Source organism: Orbaceae bacterium lpD02, from assembly GCA_036251875.1.
Taxonomy (GTDB): Bacteria; Pseudomonadota; Gammaproteobacteria; order Enterobacterales; family Orbaceae; genus Orbus; species Orbus sturtevantii.
Genome location: CP133960.1, coordinates 1,368,679 through 1,394,666 on the forward strand (window position 1 = coordinate 1,368,679; position 25,988 = coordinate 1,394,666).

General features: G+C 35.5%; 28 protein-coding genes and 1 other RNA gene. 6 read left to right on the forward strand and 23 right to left on the reverse strand.

Translation table 11 applies throughout. The features are described from left to right. Positions 1–12: 12 nt before the first annotated feature. The 7 genes from hflK to tsaE all read right to left on the reverse strand — a co-directional run bounded on the left by hflK (position 13) and on the right by tsaE (position 7,225). The gene (gene hflK, locus RHO12_06030) at positions 13–1,212 is read right to left on the reverse strand and encodes an FtsH protease activity modulator HflK (GenBank protein WVD67330.1); all 1,200 of its coding nucleotides are present in this window, start codon (positions 1,210–1,212) and stop codon (positions 13–15) included. A 31-nt stretch (positions 1,213–1,243) separates the two neighbouring features. Further along, positions 1,244–2,539 (reverse strand): ribosome rescue GTPase HflX, encoded by a 1,296-nt coding sequence (hflX, locus tag RHO12_06035; protein ID WVD67331.1) that lies wholly within the window; start codon positions 2,537–2,539, stop codon positions 1,244–1,246. A gap of 29 nt (positions 2,540–2,568) precedes the next feature. Continuing rightward, entirely contained in the window at positions 2,569–2,820 is a 252-nt protein-coding gene (gene hfq, locus RHO12_06040) for an RNA chaperone Hfq (protein ID WVD67332.1), read from the reverse strand. A gap of 256 nt (positions 2,821–3,076) precedes the next feature. Beyond that, positions 3,077–4,000, reverse strand: coding sequence for a tRNA (adenosine(37)-N6)-dimethylallyltransferase MiaA (gene miaA / locus RHO12_06045; protein ID WVD67333.1), 924 nt, complete (start codon positions 3,998–4,000; stop codon positions 3,077–3,079). Next, complete coding sequence (gene mutL / locus RHO12_06050) at positions 3,997–5,937, reverse strand: DNA mismatch repair endonuclease MutL (GenBank protein WVD67334.1); 1,941 nt, start codon at positions 5,935–5,937, stop codon at positions 3,997–3,999. Before mutL ends, miaA begins: the two co-directional genes overlap by 4 nt. Then, a complete protein-coding gene (locus RHO12_06055) occupies positions 5,937–6,713 on the reverse strand; it encodes an N-acetylmuramoyl-L-alanine amidase (protein WVD67335.1) in 777 nt (258 codons plus the stop codon). Before RHO12_06055 ends, mutL begins: the two co-directional genes overlap by 1 nt. A 17-nt stretch (positions 6,714–6,730) precedes the next feature. Then, the gene (gene tsaE, locus RHO12_06060) at positions 6,731–7,225 is read right to left on the reverse strand and encodes a tRNA (adenosine(37)-N6)-threonylcarbamoyltransferase complex ATPase subunit type 1 TsaE (GenBank protein WVD67336.1); all 495 of its coding nucleotides are present in this window, start codon (positions 7,223–7,225) and stop codon (positions 6,731–6,733) included. An 86-nt stretch (positions 7,226–7,311) separates the two neighbouring features. Here tsaE and tusB point away from each other — a divergent pair, with 86 nt between their 5' ends. Beyond that, on the forward strand, positions 7,312–7,581 hold the full coding sequence (tusB, locus tag RHO12_06065; GenBank protein ID WVD67337.1) for a sulfurtransferase complex subunit TusB: 270 nt from the start codon (positions 7,312–7,314) through the stop codon (positions 7,579–7,581). A 135-nt stretch (positions 7,582–7,716) separates the two neighbouring features. On the opposite strand, the gene RHO12_06070 is transcribed toward tusB, so the two are convergent. The 15 genes from RHO12_06070 to smpB all read right to left on the reverse strand — a co-directional run bounded on the left by RHO12_06070 (position 7,717) and on the right by smpB (position 23,039). Further along, positions 7,717–8,085: an ankyrin repeat domain-containing protein gene (locus RHO12_06070; GenBank protein ID WVD67338.1), complete on the reverse strand. Its 369-nt coding sequence runs from the start codon at positions 8,083–8,085 to the stop codon at positions 7,717–7,719. Positions 8,086–8,149: 64 nt separating this feature from the next. Further along, complete coding sequence (locus RHO12_06075) at positions 8,150–8,449, reverse strand: hypothetical protein (GenBank protein ID WVD67339.1); 300 nt, start codon at positions 8,447–8,449, stop codon at positions 8,150–8,152. A 455-nt stretch (positions 8,450–8,904) separates the two neighbouring features. Next, the gene (locus RHO12_06080) at positions 8,905–9,465 is read right to left on the reverse strand and encodes a hypothetical protein (protein ID WVD67340.1); all 561 of its coding nucleotides are present in this window, start codon (positions 9,463–9,465) and stop codon (positions 8,905–8,907) included. 183 nt (positions 9,466–9,648) lie between these two features. Next, entirely contained in the window at positions 9,649–9,996 is a 348-nt protein-coding gene (locus RHO12_06085) for a hypothetical protein (protein ID WVD67341.1), read from the reverse strand. A 2-nt stretch (positions 9,997–9,998) separates the two neighbouring features. Continuing rightward, complete coding sequence (locus tag RHO12_06090; protein WVD67342.1) at positions 9,999–10,655, reverse strand: DNA/RNA non-specific endonuclease; 657 nt, start codon at positions 10,653–10,655, stop codon at positions 9,999–10,001. 1 nt (position 10,656) lies between these two features. After that, positions 10,657–11,040, reverse strand: a complete 384-nt coding sequence (locus tag RHO12_06095; protein WVD67343.1) for a hypothetical protein — start codon at positions 11,038–11,040, stop codon at positions 10,657–10,659. A gap of 18 nt (positions 11,041–11,058) precedes the next feature. Next, positions 11,059–12,606 (reverse strand): hypothetical protein, encoded by a 1,548-nt coding sequence (locus RHO12_06100; protein WVD67344.1) that lies wholly within the window; start codon positions 12,604–12,606, stop codon positions 11,059–11,061. Between the two features lie 166 nt (positions 12,607–12,772). After that, positions 12,773–13,747, reverse strand: coding sequence for a hypothetical protein (locus RHO12_06105; GenBank protein WVD67345.1), 975 nt, complete (start codon positions 13,745–13,747; stop codon positions 12,773–12,775). 17 nt (positions 13,748–13,764) lie between these two features. Next, positions 13,765–16,803, reverse strand: coding sequence for a type I restriction endonuclease subunit R (locus tag RHO12_06110; protein WVD67346.1), 3,039 nt, complete (start codon positions 16,801–16,803; stop codon positions 13,765–13,767). 20 nt (positions 16,804–16,823) lie between these two features. Then, complete coding sequence (locus tag RHO12_06115; GenBank protein WVD67347.1) at positions 16,824–18,065, reverse strand: restriction endonuclease subunit S; 1,242 nt, start codon at positions 18,063–18,065, stop codon at positions 16,824–16,826. A 5-nt stretch (positions 18,066–18,070) separates the two neighbouring features. Next, positions 18,071–20,452: a class I SAM-dependent DNA methyltransferase gene (locus RHO12_06120; GenBank protein WVD67348.1), complete on the reverse strand. Its 2,382-nt coding sequence runs from the start codon at positions 20,450–20,452 to the stop codon at positions 18,071–18,073. Between the two features lie 433 nt (positions 20,453–20,885). Then, positions 20,886–21,249: a transfer-messenger RNA gene (gene ssrA, locus RHO12_06125) on the reverse strand. A gap of 36 nt (positions 21,250–21,285) precedes the next feature. Further along, on the reverse strand, positions 21,286–21,660 hold the full coding sequence (locus tag RHO12_06130) for a DUF488 family protein (protein WVD67349.1): 375 nt from the start codon (positions 21,658–21,660) through the stop codon (positions 21,286–21,288). 97 nt (positions 21,661–21,757) lie between these two features. Further along, positions 21,758–22,210, reverse strand: coding sequence for an META domain-containing protein (locus RHO12_06135; protein WVD67350.1), 453 nt, complete (start codon positions 22,208–22,210; stop codon positions 21,758–21,760). Between the two features lie 346 nt (positions 22,211–22,556). After that, positions 22,557–23,039, reverse strand: a complete 483-nt coding sequence (smpB, locus tag RHO12_06140; GenBank protein ID WVD67351.1) for an SsrA-binding protein SmpB — start codon at positions 23,037–23,039, stop codon at positions 22,557–22,559. 73 nt (positions 23,040–23,112) lie between these two features. Between smpB and RHO12_06145 the strand changes: the two genes are divergently transcribed. The 5 genes from RHO12_06145 to RHO12_06165 are packed head-to-tail and all read left to right on the forward strand — an operon-like array spanning position 23,113 to position 25,056. Further along, positions 23,113–23,544, forward strand: a complete 432-nt coding sequence (locus RHO12_06145) for a type II toxin-antitoxin system RatA family toxin (GenBank protein WVD67352.1) — start codon at positions 23,113–23,115, stop codon at positions 23,542–23,544. A gap of 23 nt (positions 23,545–23,567) precedes the next feature. Continuing rightward, positions 23,568–23,870: an RnfH family protein gene (locus tag RHO12_06150; GenBank protein ID WVD67353.1), complete on the forward strand. Its 303-nt coding sequence runs from the start codon at positions 23,568–23,570 to the stop codon at positions 23,868–23,870. Next, positions 23,857–24,315, forward strand: coding sequence for a zinc uptake transcriptional repressor Zur (zur, locus tag RHO12_06155; protein ID WVD67354.1), 459 nt, complete (start codon positions 23,857–23,859; stop codon positions 24,313–24,315). The genes RHO12_06150 and zur overlap by 14 nt, the downstream gene beginning before the upstream one ends. Beyond that, complete coding sequence (locus RHO12_06160; protein WVD67355.1) at positions 24,275–24,673, forward strand: EamA family transporter; 399 nt, start codon at positions 24,275–24,277, stop codon at positions 24,671–24,673. The genes zur and RHO12_06160 overlap by 41 nt, the downstream gene beginning before the upstream one ends. Continuing rightward, positions 24,673–25,056 carry an EamA family transporter gene (locus RHO12_06165; GenBank protein WVD67356.1) on the forward strand — a complete coding sequence of 128 codons (384 nt, stop codon included), beginning with the start codon at positions 24,673–24,675 and terminating at the stop codon, positions 25,054–25,056. Before RHO12_06160 ends, RHO12_06165 begins: the two co-directional genes overlap by 1 nt. Before the next feature lie 53 nt (positions 25,057–25,109). On the opposite strand, the gene RHO12_06170 is transcribed toward RHO12_06165, so the two are convergent. Next, on the reverse strand, positions 25,110–25,736 hold the full coding sequence (locus RHO12_06170) for a YfdX family protein (GenBank protein ID WVD67357.1): 627 nt from the start codon (positions 25,734–25,736) through the stop codon (positions 25,110–25,112). Positions 25,737–25,988 lie beyond the last annotated feature (252 nt).

Genomic DNA, 25,988 nt, shown 5'->3' on the forward strand with positions numbered 1-25,988 from the left:
ATTGATTTCTCCTTATCGTCCACTGCGTGTAGTATTTGAGTTATTATTACTACGCCCTGATGAGTTATCTATTGATATAGGCGAGCCATTATTCAACGGTGATGTTGCCGAAGAACTAGAAAAATTCATTTGATAACCATTTGAACTATTTAATTTAAACTGCTCAGTAAGTGTACTATTATTAATGTCTTTATTTTTTAATAGCTGCTCTAGTGGAAGGACTAATAAATTACCACCTTGCTCGTTAACCATCACTTTATTGGTTTTTGCTAACACTCGCTCCATCGTATCAATATATAAGCGCTCTTTGGTTATCTCGGGCGCAGCGTTATACAGTGGTAGCAATTTTTCAAAGCGAGAGATATCGCCCTCTGCCTCAAATTCAACGCGGACACGATAAGCATTTGCATCCGCAAGGATTCGTGCTGAACGACCTTCTGCCTGTTGAACTAACTGAACTTTATCCGCTTCAGCTTTATTAATTTCTCGTTCACGATCTTCTCGTGCTTTAATTGCATCATTAAAGGCATCTTGTACTTGCTCTGGTGGTCTAACGGATTGGAAGTTTAAATCCACAATACTAATCCCCATATCATAATTAGATATGATATTAACTAATTCATCTTTAGTACGAGATTCAAGCAAAGAGCGACCATCCGTTAAAATTGCATCCATATTAGAACTCCCAATTTCAGTCCTTAATGCACTGTCTGCTGCCTGACGTAGGCTATCTTCAACATTAGTGACATTAAAAAGGTATTTAATTGGATTACTAATTCGATATTGAACATTCATTTCAACAAAAACAAGATTTTCACCTGCTGTTATCATGGAGCCTTTAACATTAAAATTTTTGGTGCCTTGCGTATCAACAGTATAAACCGTATCAATTAAAGGAGGATTCCAATTTAAACCTGGCTGAACAATCTCTGGTTGGACTTGCCCAAAACGAGTAATAACACCTCTTTGGCTCTGGTTAATGGTGTAAAACCCGCTTATTGCCCAAATAATGATGATAATCAATATAATACCACCAATAATAATAGGAAGATTCATGGGTAATTTAGCTTTTCCCATTCCATTACCTCCAGGTGAATTATTTTTCTTTAAAAAATCATTAACTTTACCAAAAAAATCGTTGGGCTTTTTGTTCTTATCATTTCCCCATGGATCATTATCTTGACCGTTATTTCCGGGCTGATTCCACGCCATATTTAATACGCTCCACTTTAGGTTTGCTATTTTAACTAGTTGAATAACTATTGATTAAATATAATAAATCAGGTTCTTGTTTACATAACCGATTCCATTCGACTAATGGTAGTCTAATGTGTAGAGTAAAACTACCATCTTCATTAATTATTTCTTGCTCAACCGCCCTTAAATCATAAAAGCGACTACGTAAACGACTCAAATAAGCCGGTATAGTCAGTTCACAAGCTTGGATCTGTCGACCTAATCGCTCTTTGAGTGCGGTGAATAAAAGATCTAATCCTACCTTATTTTCAGCTGAAAGCCAAACTCGAAATGGGACGCCATCTTCATCATAATCAATTGTGGGGGCTTTATCATCTAATAAATCGATTTTATTCATGACTAACAAAATTGGAGTGTCATTCGCTTCTATTTCAAACAACACTTCATTTACCGCATCAATATTGTCGAGTAAATTAGGATCGGCAGCGTCTATAACATGTAACAATAATGTCGCTTCTTTTGTTTCAAGCAACGTTGCTTTGAAAGCAGCAATTAAATCATGCGGTAAATGGCGGATAAAACCAACCGTATCGGCGAGCACAACTTCGCCAACATCCTTAACTAAAATTCGCCTTAAGGTTGGGTCAAGCGTCGCAAAGAGTTGATCAGCGGCATACACATTGGCATCAGTAATAGCATTAAATAGTGTCGACTTCCCTGCATTGGTATAACCGACTAGAGAAACAGATGATAAATCAGCTTTCAGCCTAGAACGTCGATTTTGCTCTCGTTGCTTTTCGACTTTACTGAGCCGAGACAAAATCAACTGAATTCGATGGCGAATTAAACGACGATCGGTTTCTAGCTGAGTTTCACCCGGGCCTCTTAAGCCTATTCCTCCCTTTTGCCGCTCTAAATGAGTCCAACCTCTCACTAATCGGGTAGAAATATATTGTAATTGTGCAAGCTCTACTTGTAACTTACCTTCATGGGTGCGAGCCCGCTGAGCAAATATATCGAGAATAACACCAGTCCTGTCGACGACGCGACATTCGCATAATTTTTCAAGATTACGTTCTTGCGTTGGGGTGAGTGAATGGTTGACGAGGATAACCGAGGCATCGAGTTCTTTTACTAATGCGGCAAGCTCTAATGCCTTTCCTTCTCCGATAAAGTATTTTACGCTTACCGCTTTTCTTGAAGTAGTAACAATATCGAGAATTTTAATCTGAGCAGAAGAGACTAATACTTCAAACTCGTTTAAATCCTCGACATCGCTTTCCTGCGGGAAAAAAACATGAACTAATAAAGCTTTTTCTCCACCCTTATATCGGTCAAACAATCATTACCCTCCATAGAAAAGAAGATAAATTAGTCTGAATCTTCACTTTCATCATCTGTTTGTGAAAACGAACCAGAAATAGTTCTGGATGGAACAACCGTTGAAATTGCATGTTTATATACCATCTGACTAACAGTATTTTTTAGCAAAATAACAAATTGATCGAATGACTCTATTTGCCCTTGTAACTTAATTCCATTAACTAAATAAATTGAAACCGGGATATGCTCACGGCGCAATATATTTAAATAAGGATCTTGTAGTGATTGCCCTTTTGACATGTAATTATCCTTTTTATAACGAGAAAAACCAAAATAAATGAAATAAAGCTTCTTATTATCACAATAATAAGCTAAACCAACTCCAAATTATCACAAAAATGAATGATCTTAAACAGGTTATAAGCAATTATGACAAAAATAATTTAAATTTAGTCGATTTAAAGTAGTAAAAAAACTTTATTAAGTATATTTTTTACGCATATTGATCAATATCAATACAATCAAAATAAGGAAAATCGTTATTTAAGTATCATCATTACCTAAATTGTTTAGAAAATAATTCAAAAAAATTTTTAGGAGCATTGCTATTAACCCACTCAATCGAGTTTTGCCAGCCTCGTAGCCAAGTTATTTGTCTTTTTGCTAATTGCCTCGTCGCACAAATACCTTTAAATACCATCTCATCATAGTTTATATCACCCGACAAATACTCCCACATTTGCCGATAGCCTACACATCGCATCGATGGTAAATTAAGGTGAAGATCACCTCTTTGCATCAAAACGTTTACCTCATTTTCAAAACCTTGCTCTAACATCTTAATGAAACGTTGCTCAATACGGCGATGCAGTAATGCGCGATCGTCACATTCAACCGCAAACTGCACAACATTATAATTTAAAGCACTCCCTTTATCTTGAGTTAAATCAGTCAATGATTTACCCGAAATTAAATAGACTTCTAAAGCGCGATTTAAGCGCTGAGGGTCATTAGGGTGAATTCTTGCTGCCGATATAGGATCAACTTTAGCGAGCTCCGCATGAATAGCCTGCCAACCGTCTCGTAAAGCTTTTTCTTCAATAGTCTTACGAACATTTTCATTCGCCGGCGGCAAAGGCGATAAGCCATCAAGTAATGCTTTAAAATAAAGCATTGTACCGCCAACCAATAACGGTATACGATCCTTGCTTAATGATGACTCAATTTCTATAATCGCATCTCGGCGAAAGTCGGCAGCAGAATAACTCTCAAAAGGATCTTTAATATTAATTAACTTATGCGGATAGTTAACGAGTTCTTGCACTGATGGCTTGGCAGTACCGATATCCATCCCTTTATAAATCAGAGCGGAATCAACACTAATAATATCAATCGGGTAGTGGTCACTCAATGCCATAGCCAGCGCTGTTTTACCTGAAGCTGTCGGTCCCATTAGCGTAAAAACGGATGGTTTATTCATAATATATCAGACTTAAATGATGATGTAATAAACGATAGATCAACTGGTTTAATAATATCAGACAAAACACTCTCTTGTTCATGGAGTTGTTCGAGTTCAGTTAATACCGCAATCGCTTTAGGTATATTCCAAATGATTTCTTGTTCATCAATAAGTAAAGCATATTGCTCAACTAACCATTGATGAATCAATAAGTCCAAGTCAGGGCTTGTTGCATGTAATAACAATAAAGAGATTAACCTTGGCAATAGAAACTGCCAATTAGCTTTCCTCATCAACTTAGGGACAGCATTTAATTGTAATTTGGACTTATCAATATTAAATTCAAAATTAAGCTTTTCCAACATTAGCTTGGTCTGACTAAGCACTTGTTGTTCTTGCTTGCTTAACAAAATAGACAAGGGAATTAATAAACGTTCAATATCAAGCGCAGTGCTAAGCAACATTTTGCTTTTAAATAGCGCTAATTGAGCATTTTTTAGTGATAATAAACTGATTTGCTGCTGTTGGTAATCATGTTTTTCTAACAAAACATAATTGTTATCAATAATGGTTAACACTCGCCCTAATTTAACCGCCGAAGATAATTCAAGCTCATTTTCCCTTACGACCAAGGGCTCGTTACGTTTAGGAAATAGCGATGAAATTACGGCCTGTTGTGGGGGAGAAATCGGCGCTTCTTGGCACTGCCTTTCATTCGTAATAGGCTGAACTAATTGGCTATATATTTTATTCTCTAAATTATGCGTGTTTTTTTTGTCGCCACTACCTTGATAATGATAACTACTTTGGGTTAAGTTCGAGGACGATAATTGAACTGCAGCTGGACGGTTAAAAATATTTTCCCCAGCAGCAGCTCGATTAGGTTTGACATGAAATTCATTATTATTTTGAGCTTGTTGGCCTGCCGGCGAAAGGTTTGCAGCACTTTCATTTGCCGAGCCTAATGCCATAATCATCGCTTGGTAGACAAAATCGTGCACCAGCCTCGCTTCATGAAAACGAACTTCATGCTTTGCAGGATGCACGTTAACATCAACTTGCCTAGGATCGAGTTCAAGATAAATCACATAACTGATGGCCTCATCAGTTGAATAAACAGACGATTTGCGCGCTTCTAAAAAAGCTTGTTTTAAAGCATGGTTAAGTAGACGATCTTTTACCACTCGGCCGTTAACATAAAAATATTGTAATGCCTCTTGACCTGAATGTTGTGATATCCAACCTTTAATTAATAAATCATCATGTTGCCACGATAATTTAATGCTTTTTTGCATAAAAGTTGTACCGCAAATAGCTGCAACTCGCTTTTCAATTTGCTGTTCAGACTCTGCCGCACGATATTGCTTAATGAGTTTACCATTATGTTGAAGATTAAATGTTATATCTAAACGCGCTAATGCAATACGCCGAATAATCTCATCAATATGGGCAAATTCTGTTTTTTCTGTTTTTAAAAACCTTCGCCTAGCGGGTGTATTATAAAAAATGTCCAATACTTCGACGGTTGTTCCTGTTGGATGAGACGCAGGCTTTATTATTGGTTGCATATCCCGCCCTTCGGCATAAACTTGCCAAGCTTCTGCTTGGTTTTTTGGCTTAGAGGTTAATGTTAGCCTAGATACAGAGCTAATACTTGCTAAAGCTTCACCTCTAAAACCTAAACTGACAATTGCTTCCAAATCGTCTAGAGTACTAATTTTACTTGTTGCATGTCTCGCTAACGCAAGGCCAAGCTCATCTTTTGCTATACCGCAGCCATTATCTCGAATACGAATTAGCTTGCAGCCACCTTGTTCGACCTCAATATCAATCCGATTCGCTCCCGCATCAATACTATTTTCAACGAGCTCTTTAATTATTGATGAAGGTCTTTCTACTACTTCTCCAGCGGCAATTTGATTAGCTAACTGAGGAGGAAGAATTAAGATCGCCATTAATGGTTTTCCTTGTTAATTGGATTAGTTTTTATATAACTTTTCAAACCTTTATAAATCGCCTGAGCAATTTTATTTTGATGAGCCTCACTACGAAGTAGTTTTTCCTCACTCAAATTAGATATAAAACCGACTTCAATCAAAATTGATGGAATATCTGGAGAACGAAGCACCCCAAGGCTTGCATGTTCGGGGATCCGTTTATGTAATGAAACAACCTTTGCCATTTCATTTAACACTTCCGTGGCAAGCCCATAACCTACGCGTTGAGAATTAGAAAACTGCAAATCTAATATCGCTTGACTTAAAAATGGATTATCACCGTCAGATAAAACATCACCCGCACCACCTAACAACTCAGATTGTTTTTCATGCTTCTCAATCCAGCTACCAAGTTCGGTATTGGCCCTTTTTGTTGACAAAACCCATACTGAAGCACCTTGAGCATTACGATTAGGTGCTGCATCTGCGTGAATTGAAATTAATAAATCGGCCTTGTGTTTACGTGCAATTTCAGAACGCTGCGAAACAAAAATATAGCTATCGTTTGAACGCGTTAATATCGCTTTTAAATCGCGATCTTTATTAATCAACGCTGTCAGTTTTTTAGCAATCGATAACGTTACTGTTTTTTCATATAACTTTTGCTGACCAACGGCTCCTGAGTCCTTTCCTCCATGCCCAGCATCGATTGCAATAACCACTTTACCATATGCTGGACTAAACATAATCAATGCCAATAGTAGCAGTAAAACCATTCTAACCATTTTTTTCATATACTTTAATATCACTCTTATCGATTATTGGGTAATGGGTGATTATCCAATATTATCTTGTTACCTTTGGCTGATAGGAGATGAATAATCGCCTCTCTCTCTAGCTGATTGTAAAGTAACTCAATTTTAATATCAGCTGGAGGTAAAACCCCTTCAGCCTGTTGCGGCCATTCAACCAAACAGATACATCTTTTAGATAAATAATCTCGTATTCCCATAAACTCCAGCTCTTCTGGGTCCGCTAATCGGTATAGATCAAAATGATAAACCGAAAAACGATTAAAATCATACGGTTCGACCAAGGTATAAGTTGGACTTTTCACATTACCTTTATGCCCTAGGGCGTGTAAAAACCCTCTACTAAATGTGGTCTTGCCTGCCCCTAATTCCCCCTCAAGATAGATAATGATGGTCTCATCATGACTATTTAAGTAATTCAGGCATTGCAAAGCCAACTGTTGGCCTAGCTCAATCGTTGCCTGTTCGGATTTTAGTTGCCGCTTCTCTAACATTCTAAAAAATTCTTTTCTGGACTCAATGTGATTATTATAGAAGAATAACGGATATTAAGGAAATATTTAACAAATTAGATAAAATTATGCTACATACTGTCTCAAGTTCCAATCTTGATGTTGACTTAATTAATGCTAATGATGCGATTTTATTTTGGCAAGATGGGGTCATTCTCGCGCTCGAAAATAATCAAAAGCTAATAACAATTTTAACCAAAACATCAAAATGTTATGCATTAGACAATGATATTTTAGCCAGAGGACTAACGCCAATGATTGATAAACGTATCGCTATCATTAATATGGAGCAAGTGATCGCATTAACTCAGCACTATTATCCGCAAATGAAATGGTAGAACCGTTACTGCTGATTGTCCTATCTGGTTATCAATAAAATGAAATATTGTAAAACGAATCAAAAGCTAACTATTTTATAACAAGGCTCATAGGAGCCTTTATAAGAATAGCTAACCTCTATTTTTACTCACTAGTTACGCTGCTTTATTTATAATCACAATATGATTTACCACACCATTTTGCTGTAAAACTTTTATTACATCTGCACTACCATTACGACAGGCAAACGAAAAAGCATCTTGATCATAAGCGGGATGATTTTTATCTGTTTCGGTCGTAACTAAGCTGGTATCAGCACCTTTTTCTAATAGATATTCAACTATATCGACTCGATTATTACTCGCTGCCACAATTAATATTGTTTCACCTTGTGTATCATTTGTTTGATTATTTAAATCTACTTTATCTTTTAATTTATTATAAATCTTATCAAAAACAACAACATTTTTACCGAGCCATGCTGATTTTAAAACATTCGTCACATCAGCTCTGTCAATCGGCATTGTTAGAAATTAAAAAATCAACAATATCTTCATAACCAATAAAAGCAGCCAGCCCTAGCGCGGTTTACCCTAATTCGTCATTATCTTTTACTTCGATATTTTGCCCATTAGAGACCATTTCTTTTACTTTTGCTATATTACCTTGCTTAATGGCATCAAACCATTGTGCATTAGGTCCGGTCGATGGCTTTTTATAAAATATTCTATGACTTAGTTTTGTTGGATTGGTAATCTCAACCATCTCATGATAGTCCATTCTGAAATTTTTATATCCATCAGGATTATTTTCATTTAATACCGCGGAGTAGCTTGCAAAACTAACAAAAAATAAAAAACCAGATAAAATTCTAATGATCACCTTCATTGAAAACCCCTTTTTAATAAAAACATCGAATTATAAAATTTATTAAAAACAAAAGCGTATTTTGCTCGCTTTTTTTAGAATTATTAGAAATTTTTCAGAGAGATAAGATATAAATTGACGAATTTACACCCTATTTAGATTTGATATTAAAGTCAAGAACGAGACTTCAATCGTATTGGTCACTACTACTAGTGTTTATGTGCATATTAAATAATCGATAAAACTAAAACGAATCATCAATATTAATGGCACTTGGTAGAAAATAGACCAAAATAGTTTACTCGTTGGAATAGATTATCGTAATAGTATTCATAAGCTAAACGACCTCCAGTCTGTTCAATTTTTTGTGCAAATTTACATAATTTAATGTTGATATAATCTTGTATCTTTTCTGATTCATTAATTATTCTTAGATAAGTCGATTTATCCTTAATTTTATACATCAATACTAATGTCTACTGATTATCACCACTAAAACGAATTCCTATCCCCTTAAAGTATTGATCTTGACTATGTTGTATTTTCTCATCAAGCTCATACATTTCTTCTTCGGTTATATAGTTAGGTAATGAATGAACTGTTCGCTTCTCTGAGTAGCTTATATCTATTTTAATGGGATCAAGATCAACTGTTATATAATTATTACTATTAATATCATAAGGGCGATAAGGACTAATCTGCAAAAAATTGTCACCATTAAACGCTTTTACTAAACCAAATAATTTTTTTATCTGAGATTGAGTGATATCTAATTCTTTTATTTCGCCATTTTTAAATTGCGATTCAATATAGTAAGCTTGTGAATTATCTCTGGAGTTAACCTCTAGATAAGCAGTTAGCTTTTTTGTTCCTTTAGGTACAAGTGTCACAATATAATTGGCTATATTTTTTTTTGACTCATCGTAATAGCTATATGTAACATATTTCTGTGTTTGATTTTGGTAGATATTATAAAGTATAACTACCATAATTAATGACGCTATAGTGAATATAATAAGATAAAGCATCTTTTTCATTATATTATTTTCTCTAGTTACACTTGTTTTAGTGTTGATAAAATATTACTAAATACCTATCTAAATTATCACAGCCATAAAATTAATAATCTTACTGCCTGATTGGTCATATAATTGCTTAAGGTAGGTTTAAGATAAAGTAATACAGTATGAAGTATGCTTATATCAATTTAGTAAATACGATTACTCTTCAATAAATGGCTCATATTTAAAGTCGATATTAATTTTTGATTTTTCGATATCTAATGTAATAACACAACCTATCCAAGCTGGTAATCCATTAGTCAAATTATTATTAATACAATACTGCCTAAGTTCTTTTACAGTATCGCTTAAAGGGCTTGTTATATCACTATCAGGTAAATACCAATTTAGCTCATCATTTTGATTATAGAAATCGAATAAAAATGTGCAAACATCCATCTCAGATGTAAATTCCAATTGAGCAATTACTTTTTTCGCTCCATCAGGAGAAGATTTAAAAATTAATTGCCCAATCTGATTATTTAATTCATCATATGTTTTAGTCATTATTATCCACCCAGTGTATTTAAAAATTCTCTCTTCATCATTCGCCCATTATCAATAGAATATATCACATCAAACTTATAAGGCCTCAAATTAGTTCCTTCGTATAACGGCTCAATCTTAACGTTAACCGTTTTCCCATCTTGTAATGCTTTAACCCATGTGTTTTCCATCTGCTTCCATGCGCCACGGTTAAGATTAGCGTTCATCGGTAGCATATTAATTTTTTCACCTGAGCCATTTAGTATTGATGCAATTAAATGACCACCTTCGTCGCCATCAATACCTTGCTTACCTGCCTTTAATTGCTGGTAAGTGTTTCTATCTAGTGTATCGAGTTTAAGTTCGGCTTCAACCTGTTTTAATCGCCCGATATCGTCAGTGTGATATATTTTGTTGCCATCAACCAGATAAATTTTATTTGGCTCAGGATTGTTTAGCGCTTTATTCCAATTTCCTTTACTACCGGATTCGGTCTCAATAGTGACAACTTCAAGCTTATAATGAACTTGGCTTTTAACGTCTGTAACCATTCGCTTGATTCTGGCATATTTTAACGCACGTAATGAATGGGCAAAAGGTTCAGCTAATGCGCCGAGCAGCAATCCTTTTAATGCGTTTTTTAATCGTCCTTCTGCTGCGCTATCATCAGTATGAAACACTTTATTCCCAAAAAAGCGTTGTATCTTTCAATTCCACTTCTTCTACTAGAATATTTTTACAGGTAATTTTTACAGTCATAATCGATAAATCAAGTGAGGTTTCTATAAAATTGGTGTCCGTTTCATATTTTTTTACAGTAATATCTTGCCCATAATAACCCGATTTAGGTCCAGTATCCTTTACTCTAAAGTTTCCTCGCCAATTCGCATCAGTTTGATAATTCACTTTATAGCATGAAAGAAAGCTAATTTTCCAACAGACATTATCGTTCTTTTCAATAAATAGATATATTTCATCACCGAAATATTTGACTTGTAAGTCTAAAATTAATAAGTCCCAATATTTTGTCTCATCAATCTTATTTTGAAGTTCATCAATAATCATTATATTATTCACCTTAATTTACTCATTTTTCCAAGGAATATGACCAGCTTGATCATTCCTTTCTACAATATTCCCTAGATTATTCAGCGGATTCCCTTTTTCATCATAAATATGCATATGTTGATAATTTGTTATCTTGTCTGCGGGATCTATACGAATCCTCATTTGACCGATTGTATCTTTTATATGAACTCTACCGTTGTTTTCAAAAAAATGCCAACCTTCAGGTAAATTATTTTTTAGTTCGATCAAGGAAAGATTTGTAATCTCTTTAGGGGACAATTTATCTAATTTACTTTGTATAAATATGCGCTCATTTAAATTCTTTTTACTACCTGATTCAGTTTCAATAGTTACAGCCTCAAGCTTATAATGAACTTGGCTTTTAACATCTGTAACCATCCGCTTAATTCTGGCATATTTTAACGCACGTAATGAATGGGCGAAAGGCTCAGTTAATGCGCCAAGCAGCAATCCTTCTAATGCGTTTTTTAATCGTCCTTCTGCTGCACTGTCATCAGGGCTAGCTTGCAAATAATCGGTGATATCATTTTTCAAGTAAGAAAACTCTTGAATTAAATTCGATAACCTTTCCTCATGGGGTGCAAAGACCGCGAAATCAGCGACACCGCCAGCAATCATACCTTTGACGAGTGTACCCATTTTTTTTAGCGGCGTGATGAATTTTAGTGCTTTAGAGGTAGGAAGAAAACCAACTAAAAACTGACTAACACCATGAGCAAGCGCGCCCGGTATCGTTTCCGATTCAGGCACTTTTGCCAATTGAAGGGGATTTGCTATTTCAACGTCAGACACGCGTTCCATCGACGCCTTAACGAGTGAAGCGTCCCAAAGTAAATCCGATACCGATTGTGCCGCATCACGCACACCACCAAGCATTTGCAATGGTACATCATAATACCACGCCCGATACTCTTGCTTTTTATCAAAGACAATATCGACATATTTAGCGTTAACAGGTAAATCAACATAAGCATAACCATTACTATCTAGATTACCTTGCTTAACGATTGCTCGACTGCCATTATTAAATAGTGTAAAGGGCTGATTGGGTAACTCTTTTACTGTTATTTCAATCCAGTTCGTTTCATTACCATACCTTGCAAGTTCACATGCTTTCACTTCTTCAGTGGTTAAGCGACGGGATATTTTATTACTAGGGAGTTTAAAAAAATTCGTTTGTGGCGCCAGCATACCTGAACAAGGTTCAACGGGCATTTCAATTAACAGAGCACGCTCAGAAGTTAACGCCTCTTTTAACGCCGCACTAAATTTGATATCGTCTTTATTATAGGTGTTACGGCCGTAATATAAGCCTAGCGTTTCAAGGGTTGGGGAAAGATTCTTGCATTGGTCTTGATTATTAACACAGTATTTAACTATTTCGTCCATCTGGCTGCTATAGCGATAACGGACGGGCTTAAATTTCGTATAATCAATAATAGTTTTTGGAGGCAATAAGCTACGACGGGAAAACGGATTATCATCAATTGGTTGTTGTAATTCTTGCCACTCTCGTCTGGTAATTAGCAGGTAATAGTTCATCGTGTTTTATTATTGTTATTATTATTTAGGCGAATAACAATAATCGATTTGATGGATCATGACAAGTTTATATTATCGTTGACGCAGTCAAGTATGATTTTTTCAGCAAGCTCATAAACTATTTATTTAAATACAGCTTAATGATTGTTACTAATTTAGTTAAAAGTTAATTAAAAATCTGTTTGATTTTTTGCCAAAAGCTCATAGAGTTTATTTCTTCCATTTTATTTTTTAAGCTATTTTCATTCTGTTGGCTTTTAGATAGAGCCTGTTCTAACTGCTGATTGATTAATTTTATATTATTTAAGCTATTCTTAACATTTTTATATTGGTTAATTGCTTCTATTAATTTAAGTTTACTTAATTCTTTAAGCTCATCAAATCCCTGTTGATTTTCATCAATTATTTTATTTTTTTTGACTAATTGCTTTTCATAATAGCTAGAGGAGGTAGGATTTGAACGTATACTTCCGTAAACTTGATTACTAAGCATTTTTTTAAAAAAATTATAATATTTTTCAACATCATTAGCATCATAAACATGTCTATTAAATTCTTTAGAAAAGCACATTTTATCTGAAATATTGATTTCAATTATTGGTATACCATATTCTAAGAAATCACGTATTTTTTGTGGCGTACATTTATGTTTTACGGCAATTTCTATAGCAACTTTACCATTCCATTTTTCAGCCAAATCACACTCAGAAGAAAAATAACCAATGAGGTCAGGAAAATATACATTACTATTTTCAAACTGTAAGCGGGGTTCAATAATAAACTTTGAAAAATTAAACACATAAGTTTTATCATTGATAATAAATTTAATATTTTTTAATTCAGATAGCACAAGTATAGCCATCGAATGGGAAATAGTTTCATTATCACCCTCGCTATTACTACCACCTGTTATATTTTCTATATATTTAAAAAAACCATTCTTAACCGGCGTCATTCTTGATCTATTTGACGGGTTCGCTTGTGTGCTATAGAAGTTAAGTTTTTTATAATCTTCCGGTAAACTATTTTTTAATTTTAGCACTTCCCAAACATAAAAGGTTCTGAGTCTGGATGAATCATATTGGTCTAATATGAACTCGTCCCGCTCATTTTTTGCATATGCCCATGTTTTTTTAGCCATATACCTATAACTCCCTGTCAATAATTATTGCCAACCTGTCGCTTAATACTCTCTAAAAACGCGGCTCTGAACGCTGGATCGTGAGCATAGAGTTGATATAACTCCATATCTTTTTGGCGATTTTCTAGCATAATATCACGCATGATTTTTTCAAATGCCAACTCTCGATTATAGGGATCATGATTATTTTTGTATTTCATAGCAAAATCTTTATGGGTAGTGACATCTTGCACAATGGAAATAAATTTTACCCGTTGATCTTCTGGGGTCATACTCCAGCCTTGGAACCAGCGTTCATTAAACATATTTACAATGTCATCTAAGGTACTTTCTTCATTGTCGCTAGTATGCGCACCTCGAGGGTTAGCATTTTGTGGATCGAGTTCAGCTTCTTCAGCATCTAATTGGATTTTATGATTTAATTTTACTCGCTGTAAACCATAAGAGTTAAGATCAACCGATTCAAGTAATTCATCTAATTTATCACTATCGGGATCGTTTACTTTGAGTTTAGGAATTAAAAACTTTAAGAACCAAAATAGTTTTTCCCATATTAACATTTCAAAAGGCATAATAGCGGCCATCTGGCTATAGATTTTGACAAACTGTTTTGCTTTAATTTTAAAGTCCACTTTATCGTCATTATCTAATTCCAATTGGACATTAAATCGATCTGCCGCAAGGTCAATAATTGGACTGAGTAACTCAGCGGCGCTACCTTTAAAGTAGAGCTGATTAAATGCTTCTACTTCAGCCCATTCATAAATACCGGGTTCATCAAGTGTATCTTTTAGTTCATGTAATACATTGATATCGGTCGCACGGGATAATGAGGTCGCTGTATAGAAGGGATCAAACGCCTTTTTAATATCATCAATACTATTAAAGAAATCAAGCACAAATAGATCTTCGGTTTTCTTACCCCATTTAGGTGCGGCTCTATTCAGACGAGAAAGAGCCTGTACAGCTAACACATGCTGTAATTTTTTATCCACATACATGGTACAAAGCTTAGGTTGATCAAAACCGGTTAAATACTTATTGGCAACAACCAATAATCGATACTCATCAGAGTCAAAATGTTCGCTGGTATCATTATCAGAAAAACCGTTGATACTGGCTTCGCTATATTCAATCCCATCAATCACTTTCTCGCCTGAAAAGGCAATCAGTATTTTAAACGGATAATTGAGCTGTTTAAGCTGTTTATTGAGAGCAAAGTAATAGTGGATGGCACTTTCAATATTTTGTGTGACCACCATGCCTTTGGCTTTCCCCTTTAACTTTTTACTATTCACCACCTGAGTAAGGAAGTGATCTAGCATGATTTCAGCTTTAACGGCAATGGTTTGCTTACTTCGTTCAACAAAAGCGCGTAATTTTTTTTGTGCTTTTTGAGTATCAAACAGTGGATTATCCGCAATCGACTTTTCAATTTCGTAATAGGACTTATAGGTAGTGTAATTAGTCAGTACATCTAAGATAAAGCCTTCTTCAATAGCTTGTTTCATTGAATACAAGTGAAATGGTTTAAAGATACCATCAGCTTGCTGTTCGCCAAATTTTTCTAAGGTAATGTTTTTAGGCGTAGCCGTGAACGCAAAGTAAGACGCATTACCGCGCAGTTTTCGTGCCTGCATGGTTTTGATAATGATATCTTGAATATCTTCACCTTCATCGTTATCAACATCGCTCGTTTTGCCCATGGTTTTATTCATATTATCGTGAGCTGAACCACTCTGTGAACTGTGCGCTTCATCAATAATGACGGCAAAGTGTTTATCACTCAGATCGTTAATACTATCAACAATCACCTGAAATTTTTGGATCGTGGTGATAATAATTTTTTTACCACTTTCAAGTGCGGCTTTTAAATCAGATGATTTTTGCGCATGAGCAATAATATTTTTTACTTCAGAAAACCCACTAATATTATCGCGCAACTGTTTATCTAAAAGGCGGCGATCCGTCACCACAATCACCGAATCAAAGAGCGGCAAATCAATGCCTTTTGCACCAGCCACTGAACAATTATGAGGGCATACTTCGATCAATTGGTAAGCTGCCCATGTAATGGAATTGGACTTACCAGAACCGGCTGAGTGTTGAATAAGATAGGTATGTCCAGTACCACGACTGGCAACATCATCAATAAGTTTACGCACTACATCTAATTGATGATAACGAGGGAAAAACAGCGTTCGTTTGACTAATAAATCTTTACTGCAACCATCCAAACGTACAAAATGCTGAATAATATTGGCAATGCTTGTTTTCTTAAAAAGGCTTTCCCATAAATACGCGGTTTTATGACCGTCAGGATTAACTGGATTACCTTTACCTTCATTATTCCCTTTATTGAAAGGTAAAAAGAAGGTGTCTTTACCAGCTAATTTAGTGGTCATATACACTTCATCAGTATCAGCCGTCATATGGACTAAACAGCGAGCAAAAGTTAATAGAGGCTGATTAATATCACGATCTTCGCGGTACTGTTTTTGTCCATGGTATTGGGCCGTTTGCCCTGTCCATGGGTTTTTTAGCTCAAGGGTGATAATGGCAATACCGTTAATAAATAACACCATATCAATTTCTTGTAGAGGATTGAGCTGAGAATAACGTACCTGACGTGTACAGCTAAAAATATTTTGTGCAAAATTATACTGCACCTGCTCGCCACTGCTGGCAAGCGGAGCCGGATACATGAGTGTTAAATGAATATCATCTATGGCTAAGCCTTTTTTTAGTAAATGAATAATGCCATATTTTTTAATTAACTTATCAAAGCGATCCAAGACTTTGCGTTGCCAATCGTGAGGATGATTTTTCTGTAATTTATCCAACTCATTGGTTTGGGTATTATGTAAAAAAGACCAAAAGAAGTGGTTATCAATGGCATATTGTGCATTGAAATCCCTTGCCAGACCTAATTGGTAATAGTTTGAATGGTCATTCACATTAGGTTCTTTGACACCCTTGAGCTCCTCCAGACAAGTACCGGTTAACTGCTTTTCAATTGTTGCTTCAAGGGCTTGCTCATTGGTTTGACTGACCATATCCACTTCTCCATTTACATTTATTCTTCTGCTGCAATTTTGATTTTTCCTGTTACTGCACTGTCAATTAGGGTGGTTTTATATTCTTTTAGTTTTTCAATTTGTTTTTGGTAACATTGAATACCATCATTAATAATAGCTATTTGTTGATCAACAAAATTAATGATTTTTCTTTGTTCACTTAATAACGGTAAAACTATCTTATGATTTAATAAATCTTTCTGCGTCATACTAGGGAGTGCTGTCGCAGTGGAATAATATAAAAATGGAATAGTTTTAGCACAATAGTATAAGTATTTTGTAAGTATTGTTTTTTTGCAAATAGCAAAAAACATTGTATCAACAGTCCAAAATTTACCATTAATATATAACGGTTTATCAATCGTTCCTTTTCTTCCCAATAGAACCGCCTCCCCATCATATAAATAGCTATTAGCAAACGCAAATTGTCCTCCAGAGCCAATAACAGGAAACCCATTATCGCTTTCAACTTGTTTATAATCTTGTCCATTATTTATTGTTGAGACAAATTTTAATTTTGTTATGTCCCAATGCTCAGGAATCATGCCAATCCATTCAATACCCGAATCTTTCATTGGCACATTAGGATCTAACCCTTTTGTTACGGCTTGTTGAATAATAATTTGCTGACGTTCTTTAAGTCGTTCAATCTGTTTTTGTTTTATGGCAATAACCTGATTAATTTGAGCTGTTTTTTGATCTAAAAAATGAGCAATATTAATTTGTTCATTTTTGGGTGGAATTAAAAAGGGAATAGACTTCATTCTAGTTTTAGACAAATCCCATTGTCCAATTCTTACACCATCAGAAGCACTTCCAAAATATGATACATATAAAGAACTGCGAATTGCCCAATTGAAAAATTCAGTCTCAATATTTTTTGTTAAATCAAAAACAAAATAAGCAGGGCTAACAATTCCTGTATAATTAGAAATACCATAGGAACCCTGCCAAGCTTTCATTTTATTCATACCAAATTGACCTTTTTTTAATAACTTATAATTAGTCAAATCATCAGGAATAAAATTATGGTTCGTATCTTGGTCTGCTATATCCCGCTCTATCACACCTAATTCTCTAGTAATTGACAATAACGGTAAATTTGGTTTGTTTTTTTCGGAAACAGGAAATAAACACGAACCTAATTTTTGAACATTCCACTTTTCAGGTAAGTTCCCAATCCACTGATATTCGGAATCTTTATAAGCCGAATAACGAGACATATTAGTTATATTTTTCATCGCCATTATTCCGTTTTACCTGATAAACCCAAAATATCAGCAATTAAGCCATCCGCTTGTTGCTCTAAAGCTAAAATATCCTGAGTAACCTCTTCTAATGAACGTAATGGCTTGTGACGATAAAAATATTTATTAAAGCTAATTTCGTAACCGATTTGAGTACTATCTAGGTTAATCCAAGCCTCTGCGACGTATGGTCGCACTTCTGCTAAAAAGTAGCCGTGAATATTTTCTTTCAGCGGGATAGACTCCGCATCGCGTAAATCAGCGCAAGGTTCATAAGTAATATATTCGTTAGTATTACTCGTTGCAAAATAACCAAAATCAGCTAATTGCTGCACTTCACAGTCTAGATGGGTTAATAGCTTTTTCAGTTTATTTTTATTGAAGCTATGTACTTTTTGAATCACTTTTTCGGCACTTTCGTCATACCAACTCACCGCATTTAAAATGGTATTTTTCTCGCTAGATGATAGTTTTAGATTCAATCCCTTAATTGCTATATCAACATCCTGTTTAAATAGATTAAAATCACGGTATTCTTGCTCACCAACTTGCTGCATGATAGCTAATGCAGATTGATAAAGGGTTTGTAGTTTTAACCAATATTTTGTATCAAAAATTTTATCTTTAGCTTTGTTATTTAAGCTAATACCATTATCGTCACACCAATCCAGAATCGATTTTTGTTGTGGCTTTAAAAAACCAGTCTGATAAACATGCTCACCATAAACACTATATAAATGGCTCATCACGTCACGTAGTGATTTATCAAAACGTAGTTCAGCAAGAAATTCAGTATTAAATTGGGCTTTACGACGATCGGGGCGTTCAATATTTACTTTGTAATAACCAAAATCACTGTTATCAAAACACTGACTGGCAATACCAATCGGGTCGTTATTATTATCAAGTTGCCGTTCAATAGTCTCCATCTTCAAATAGGTTTGTGTGATTTCTTGAATATGTTCAGGTGAAAACTCACAATTTTTATCACCTAAATTTTTACGTAATTTTTTAGATAACAAACTAGCATCGATTAATTGTACTTTACCTTTACGATGCGGAGCTTTATTACTACTTAGTAACCAAATATAAGTGGTTATACCAGTATTATAAAATAGGTTATTAGGCAGTTGGACAATAGCCTCAAGGCGGTCATTCTCAATGATATAACGACGAATATTACTTTCGCCGCCACCCGCATCGCCAGTAAACAAGCTAGAACCGTTATGAACGGATGCGATACGAGATCCTTGTACACCAGCCTGTGGCAATTTCATTTTACTGACCATTTCCATTAAAAACAGCAGTTGCCCATCACTGGATCGTGGAACGGCATCAACCTCTTGTTCGTTACCCCAATAATCGTTTAACTTCACCTTAAAGCGATGATCAATCACATCTTTGCCGTCTTTGATATATTTTTGTTCCGATGCCCAACTTTTACCATAAGGTGGATTTGACAGCATAAAATCAAACGGACGGCCAGCAAACTCGTCGGTAGAAAGCGTCGAGCCCACTTTGATATTTTGCGGATCATTACCTTTGATCATCATATCGGACTTACAGATAGCATAGGTTTCATCATTGATCTCTTTACCATAGAGTTCAATCATGCGCTCAGATCCTTCAAGCGGGTATTTTTCTTCGATGAAATTCTGTGATTCGGTAAGCATGCCACCACTACCACAAGCCGGATCGTAAATAGTTAAAACTGGTGGTAGCTGATCTTTGATTGGGTCAAAAACCAGATGAGTCATCAATTCAATCACTTCACGTGGCGTAAAATGTTCGCCCGCTTCTTCATTATTTTCTTCATTAAACTTACGAATCAGCTCTTCAAATACATAGCCCATTCCTAAATTGCTCAGGGCTGGCAGACGGTTACCATCTGGATCCTCAACCTCTTTTGGTGTCAAATTAATATTAGGCGATACAAATTTTTCAATAACATCTAATAGCACATCTTTATTCGCCATATGGCGAATCTGTGCTTTTAAATTAAAGCAATGAATAATTTCTTTAACATTTTGGCTAAAGCCATTGAGGTATTCTTCAAAATTAGTTAATAAAATTTGATTATTATTATTTGCTGAAAGGTGAAGCTGTTTTAATGTCCATTTGCTGGTGTTATAAAACACATAACCGGATGCTTTTTCCAATGGATCGTCAATTAACTCAGTATTTCCATATACAGATTTTTGTTCATTATATTCGGTTAACACTGCTTGTTTCGTTGGTTCAAGTAATGTGTCAATGCGGCGTAAAACCACCATAGGCAAAATCACATCACGATATTTCCCTCGTACATAGACATCGCGCAAGCAGTCATCGGCTATCGACCAAATAAAAGAAATGAGTTTATTGTGTACACTGTGATTCATTTTTTACCTTAGTTATGAGTAACTTTTTTACTTAAGTTTATGCAACAAATAATAGCATAATCCGCCTATTACCCATAGAAGGTAAAAACATGAGAAACATTAGGTGAATAAAAAATACACAGAAAAAAACCGAATGCTTTCTTTGGGTGTGACGCTATTTTTACTGGTTTTTCCAGCTAACCAACGTAGCTGACCATAAGATTTTTATAGTGCCAATGATAAACTTTTGTTCTCACCTATCATTGAGTTTAATAAACAAGCCCCTCAATTTAGTTGTATACAAATGTGTTGCCATTACATCATGTAACTAAAAATGTACCAATTTGGACTGGAATCTCTCGAATTAAGTTGGATATCACTGAAAACAAAAAGCCCGTAATTCTTTATTTTTCAATGAATTACGGGCTTTAATAAACTGCTATGGAACAATAGGTGGTGGAGCTGGGGGGAGTTGAACCCCCGTCCGAAATTTCTACATCCTCGGCACTACATGCGTAGTTTGTCTTTAAATTTCATCTACCCGCTGCGAACAAACACGCCACTGATAGACTAGCTTGATTAGTTTTAATGCTTCCGCCCCAAGCAAGGCTTCCACACGATCTCGTTTGGGTTTGACTCCCCTTGATCCCCGTCCTACGAGCGAAGGCTAGAGAGGGAAGGCTCTGAGCAGGTTATTAAGCTGCTAGTGCGTAGTTTTCGTCGTTTGCGACTATATTTTGCGGTTTGTTTACGAGGCCTACCGCACCTCGGCATGCACCTTGGGTTTCGCAAATCCCGTCGAATCCAGAATCAGCCCCAAAAATGAGATATCATTATATCCAAAATTCCGACGTTTAACTAGCGCTATTATTTTGCTTAAGCATCTTAAGTAAAAAGTCGCGTAATACAATGGCGTGATTGTGTTCAAGATCTTTACTGCCATATAATAATGTTACTGGCTTGTTATCTTTAAGCTTTTGATATAAACAAGCCACCACAGGATTATTTTTAAGTTCTTGTTGGTATTGTTGATAAAAAATATCCCATTGATCTAAATGAGCATGATACCACTGACGTAGTTCATTCGACGGTGCAACCTCTTTTAACCATGCAACACCCGTAAGCTTAGCTTTACTGATCCCTCTTGGCCATAGACGATCAATTAGATAACTATCTTGATTAAGGCATAACGCCTTTTCATATACGCGCTTAAGAGTGATTAATGACATATTATGATATTTTATTGGGATTTATTGACTATTTAAAACAGATAAACCGCATCGTAAGTATAATCACGATGCGGCTTGCTTGAATAACTCAAATAGACTATTTAGTATTATCTTTTTGAGTCATAGGTAGATTTTGTTGTTGATACACTAACGTATTATTACCGGATTTCAACACTAATTTACCATCTACTTTTTCAACATTCGCGCCTTTGCTTAGCATGTCGCCAATCACTGTATCAAGTTGGTTTAGCGTTGGTTCATTACAAAACACACGAGTCATTGCTACGCCATCAGCGGCTTGCAATACGCCATTTTGATAGATGGCTTGGCCATTAAATAGATTACACATTTTGCCATTAAGCTGGATTGTCGTCGTACTACTATCTTGAGTAATATTAAGTACTGGAGGGATCGAGTTTGGTAGCGGTTGATCATTTAATGAAACAAGTACATAGCTACCAACGATGTTATTATCAGTTTGGTGGCTAGAACAAGCAGCTAACAATGCAGAAGCACCCACAACGGCACATAATGTCACGATTTTTTTCATTTCCGTTTTCTCCTAAACTTATTAAAAAAATAATACAATTAAATGGTTCCGTTCAACTAACAATAGCATAATTTGCCGACAATGCAATCCAGTAAGCGTAATTATTAACGATTCTTGGGATCAGTAAAAAACTAAATATTATTTAATATCAGTTACTAACTCGCTTGGCAATACATGGCTTATCAGTCTCGACAATCGCGCCAAAATCTTATTCAATGTTAATAATGATAAACGGTTAAAAGGTAATAATTGGGCTCGACATTAAATTATCTGCTCAAATAAGCACCTTGTGTATAGCCATTTTTTAGCATTGAGGTATTTTCGCTATATTCTGATATATTGAAAATTATCGATTGGCGTGTTTCATAATTCTCGCTTTATTTACTTGCCATTCACGATCTTTTTCATCTGCGCGCTTATCAAATTGCTTTTTACCTTTAGCAACCCCGATTTTGATTTTGGCCCACGCATTCTTCCAATACATCGACAGCGCTACAACGGTATAGCCTTCTCGATTAATTCTACCAAATAGTGAACTTAACTCTTTTTCAGTTAACAATAATTTACGTGTTCGAGTTGGATCGCAAACCACATGGCTTGACGCTACACTTAATGGTGTGATAGTTGAACCAAATAACCAAGCTTCGCCATTTTTAAGTAATACATAGCTATCGCTGATGTTGACCTTGCCGGCACGTAAGGATTTAACTTCCCAACCTTGTAGGGATAAGCCAGCCTCGATCTCTTCTTCAATAAAGTATTCGTGACGCGCGCGCTTATTAAGTGCAATTGTTGCCGAACCCGGCTTGTATGATTTTTTATTTGTCATAATATGCGATATTATAGATTTACATGATACTATAATGCCACAACTTTTTATGTGTAATGAATAATTTAAATTTATGACTCGTGTTTTTTATGAAATAACAGAACCTTATTCAACAGAGCAAATGTTTGATTTAGTTAATGATATTAACGCTTACCCACAATTTGTTCCTGATTGTGCGAGTGCTGGCGTAATCCGTCAACAAGACAATATTGTTCAAGCTTATATTGAAGTTGAAAAATTAGGCTTTAAGAAAAAATTTATTACACTCAATAAACTCAACACGCCCCACTCGATGGAAATGACGCTTATTGATGGACCATTTAGTCAGTTAAGTGGAACTTGGCGCTTTACCCCTCTATCGGAAAATAGATGTAAAATTAGTTTTGATCTCACATTTGAATTTAAAAATAAATTGCTTGATATTGCTTTTACACCACTCTTTAAAGAATTGATGGAAAATATGGTTAAAGCGTTTAGTGATCGAGCAAGGCACGTTTACTCTTAATCTAGTTAATTGAGGTTTAGTGTATGATTAACATACAAATCGTATATGCCTTACCTGAAAATCCCATGATAATTGATTGCTCGGTCGATAATAATTGCACAGTGGAACAGGCGATAGCACAATCAAATATCTTACAACAGCATAACCTCACTCTTGAGAATCATCAAATAGGCATTTATGGTAAACCGATTGCTTTAAATGATAGATTAAATGATGGCGATCGTATCGAAATTTACCGACCATTAATTAATGATCCCAAAGAAATTCGCCGCAAACGCTCTATTGGGCAGCAAAAAAAGAGAAGGCAAGCCAATGAGTCAAGATAACGCTTTATCAATATTAAACGATATTGAAATTGTCTGTAAAAAACGCAATGTCAAATTAACCAACCAGCGTAAAATTGTGCTCAGTATCATGCTGCAGGCCCAAAAGGCCATGAGTGCTTATGATTTACTCGATTTATTAAAGCAAGAAGAGCCTCAAGCAAAGCCTCCTACTATCTATAGAGCGTTAGATTTTTTATTAGAGCAAGGATTTATTCATAAAGTCGAATCCTCTAATAGCTATATTATCTGTCCCCATTTTAGTCATCCAAATCATCTTTCGATCCTATTTATTTGTGATAACTGCAAACAAATTCTAGAAAAGAATAGCCATGAAATAGAGAATAATCTGCTACAGCTAGCAACACAAAATCGGTTTGCGGTAAAGCACAGCATTATTGAAATACATGGCCTTTGTCCTTCATGTCATAAAATACTCACCGATTAAAATGACGCTAAGTATTTTTGCTTTATGGCTTTGCAGTGTTTGCTGTGATACGGTGGGGCAAATAGCGTTTAAATATGCCGCTGTAGCGCCTAAAAACCAAAAAAACTGGCACTATTGGCTAGCGTTATTAAGTAGTTATTGGTTATGGATTGGTATATCCGCTTATGCTATTGGCTTTTTATTTTGGATTGCTTTTTTAACCTTATTACCATTATCTCAAGCCATTTTACTCGGCTCGGCCAATATTATATCGGTCATGATTGTTGGCAGTTTAGTATTTAAAGAACAACTTACCCCTTACCGCGTTATAGGTGTGAGTTTAATTACGATCGGTGTAATTTTAGTAGGAATAGGCTAATGAAACGGTTTTATATTATTGGCTTTGCATGCTTGTTATTATTCGATACTCTTGGCCAAACAGGCTTTAAGTTTTCGGCGCTAAATGCCAAGCCGCTTGACTACTCACTAGAATGGGTTGTACGGATCTTATCAAATAAGTGGATCTATCTCACGACATTAAGCTATATTGGTGCGTTTTTTACGTGGATGGTTTTATTGAAAAAAGCCCCTGTCGGTCCCGCTTTTGCTGCATCACGCTTGCAAATTGTCAGCGTAATGTTGGTATCAATATTTATCTTTAATGAACCTCTAACATTAACGCGTGCGTTAGGTGCTGTAGTTATTATTTCAGGAATTATCTTTCTGGCAATCGCTGAAAAAAAACTCTCAATGAAGCAATAAAAAAATACGCAATTTTTAATGATTGCGTATTTTAAATGGTAGACAATTAGCGCTTAATTAACATCAATCAATGTTTCACTGTCAACAACAATTGCTAATTCGGCATCACGTAAGACGATATTTGCTTCGTAATACTTACCCGCTTTGAGTAGTTCTTGAGCTTTACTAACCGCCTGACGAGTTTGATTTAGTGGCATTAAATATTGCGTTTCATTGACGCCAACACCTGCTAGATGTAACGCCTCTAATGCCCCTTTTTGATCGCCATTTTTCATTTTTTCATTTGCTTTTTCAATCGCGGTCTCTTTCTCAGCAGTTGCGACATAATTTTCAGCAATAGCAATAGAAGAATCAATTAATATATAATCGTCATTTTTAGTTAATGCTGGATCTTTAGCGTGTTTAACAAAATTTTTCCAATCTGAGGCATCGGCAGCAAGTAATTTTGCAGCTTGCTCAGTTAATTTTGTTGCTAATTCTGGATTAGCATTAAAAACAGCCAGTCTTGCATATTGCATAGTACGCATCGCATCAAATCCTTGCGTAGCAATTTTTGAGAGCTCTTGAATTTGTTGAGCAGAAATAGCAGCCTGAGATGCACTTGTTGCTGGAGTGTTAGCTGAAACAAAACCGGATAACATAGCGAGTGAAAGAGCAGTGACAGTTAAAATACGTTTCATAATATGATTCCCCTAAAATATTCCCATTCAGAATTTTTCTGAGTTTAACAAATAATAAACCGATTCTGACAACTAAGTAACTTATTCATTATCAGTAATATATAGTATCGCCTTCTCATATACAGTGTCAAATTATCCACCAATTGCTGTTGTGCCGCTAAATAGCGGCCTAATCGGTAAGGCAAACGCAATAATCAAGCTTACTCATTGGCTTAATGATAAGTTGTGCAGGCATGCGAAACCACTACTTTG

Excerpts from the sequence above, each read along its gene's own strand:
- hfq (WVD67332.1), bottom strand. The coding sequence starts at position 2,820 with ATGTCAAAAGGGCAATCACTACAAGATCCTTATTTAAATATATTGCGC.
- RHO12_06070 (WVD67338.1), bottom strand. The coding sequence starts at position 8,085 with ATGCCGATTGACAGAGCTGATGTGACGAATGTTTTAAAATCAGCATGG.
- tsaE (WVD67336.1), bottom strand. The coding sequence starts at position 7,225 with ATGTTAGAGAAGCGGCAACTAAAATCCGAACAGGCAACGATTGAGCTA.
- RHO12_06150 (WVD67353.1), top strand. The coding sequence starts at position 23,568 with ATGATTAACATACAAATCGTATATGCCTTACCTGAAAATCCCATGATA.
- RHO12_06075 (WVD67339.1), bottom strand. The coding sequence starts at position 8,449 with ATGAAGGTGATCATTAGAATTTTATCTGGTTTTTTATTTTTTGTTAGT.
- RHO12_06115 (WVD67347.1), bottom strand. The coding sequence starts at position 18,065 with ATGAAAAATATAACTAATATGTCTCGTTATTCGGCTTATAAAGATTCC.
- RHO12_06110 (WVD67346.1), bottom strand. The coding sequence starts at position 16,803 with ATGGTCAGTCAAACCAATGAGCAAGCCCTTGAAGCAACAATTGAAAAG.
- RHO12_06170 (WVD67357.1), bottom strand. The coding sequence starts at position 25,736 with ATGAAACGTATTTTAACTGTCACTGCTCTTTCACTCGCTATGTTATCC.
- RHO12_06095 (WVD67343.1), bottom strand. The coding sequence starts at position 11,040 with ATGATTATTGATGAACTTCAAAATAAGATTGATGAGACAAAATATTGG.
- RHO12_06165 (WVD67356.1), top strand. The coding sequence starts at position 24,673 with ATGAAACGGTTTTATATTATTGGCTTTGCATGCTTGTTATTATTCGAT.
- RHO12_06100 (WVD67344.1), bottom strand. The coding sequence starts at position 12,606 with ATGAACTATTACCTGCTAATTACCAGACGAGAGTGGCAAGAATTACAA.
- miaA (WVD67333.1), bottom strand. The coding sequence starts at position 4,000 with ATGAATAAACCATCCGTTTTTACGCTAATGGGACCGACAGCTTCAGGT.
- RHO12_06080 (WVD67340.1), bottom strand. The coding sequence starts at position 9,465 with ATGAAAAAGATGCTTTATCTTATTATATTCACTATAGCGTCATTAATT.
- smpB (WVD67351.1), bottom strand. The coding sequence starts at position 23,039 with ATGACAAATAAAAAATCATACAAGCCGGGTTCGGCAACAATTGCACTT.
- RHO12_06055 (WVD67335.1), bottom strand. The coding sequence starts at position 6,713 with ATGAAAAAAATGGTTAGAATGGTTTTACTGCTACTATTGGCATTGATT.
- RHO12_06135 (WVD67350.1), bottom strand. The coding sequence starts at position 22,210 with ATGAAAAAAATCGTGACATTATGTGCCGTTGTGGGTGCTTCTGCATTG.
- hflK (WVD67330.1), bottom strand. The coding sequence starts at position 1,212 with ATGGCGTGGAATCAGCCCGGAAATAACGGTCAAGATAATGATCCATGG.
- RHO12_06105 (WVD67345.1), bottom strand. The coding sequence starts at position 13,747 with ATGGCTAAAAAAACATGGGCATATGCAAAAAATGAGCGGGACGAGTTC.
- mutL (WVD67334.1), bottom strand. The coding sequence starts at position 5,937 with ATGGCGATCTTAATTCTTCCTCCTCAGTTAGCTAATCAAATTGCCGCT.
- RHO12_06130 (WVD67349.1), bottom strand. The coding sequence starts at position 21,660 with ATGTCATTAATCACTCTTAAGCGCGTATATGAAAAGGCGTTATGCCTT.
- RHO12_06085 (WVD67341.1), bottom strand. The coding sequence starts at position 9,996 with ATGACTAAAACATATGATGAATTAAATAATCAGATTGGGCAATTAATT.
- tusB (WVD67337.1), top strand. The coding sequence starts at position 7,312 with ATGCTACATACTGTCTCAAGTTCCAATCTTGATGTTGACTTAATTAAT.
- RHO12_06120 (WVD67348.1), bottom strand. The coding sequence starts at position 20,452 with ATGAATCACAGTGTACACAATAAACTCATTTCTTTTATTTGGTCGATA.
- zur (WVD67354.1), top strand. The coding sequence starts at position 23,857 with ATGAGTCAAGATAACGCTTTATCAATATTAAACGATATTGAAATTGTC.
- RHO12_06160 (WVD67355.1), top strand. The coding sequence starts at position 24,275 with ATGGCCTTTGTCCTTCATGTCATAAAATACTCACCGATTAAAATGACG.
- RHO12_06145 (WVD67352.1), top strand. The coding sequence starts at position 23,113 with ATGACTCGTGTTTTTTATGAAATAACAGAACCTTATTCAACAGAGCAA.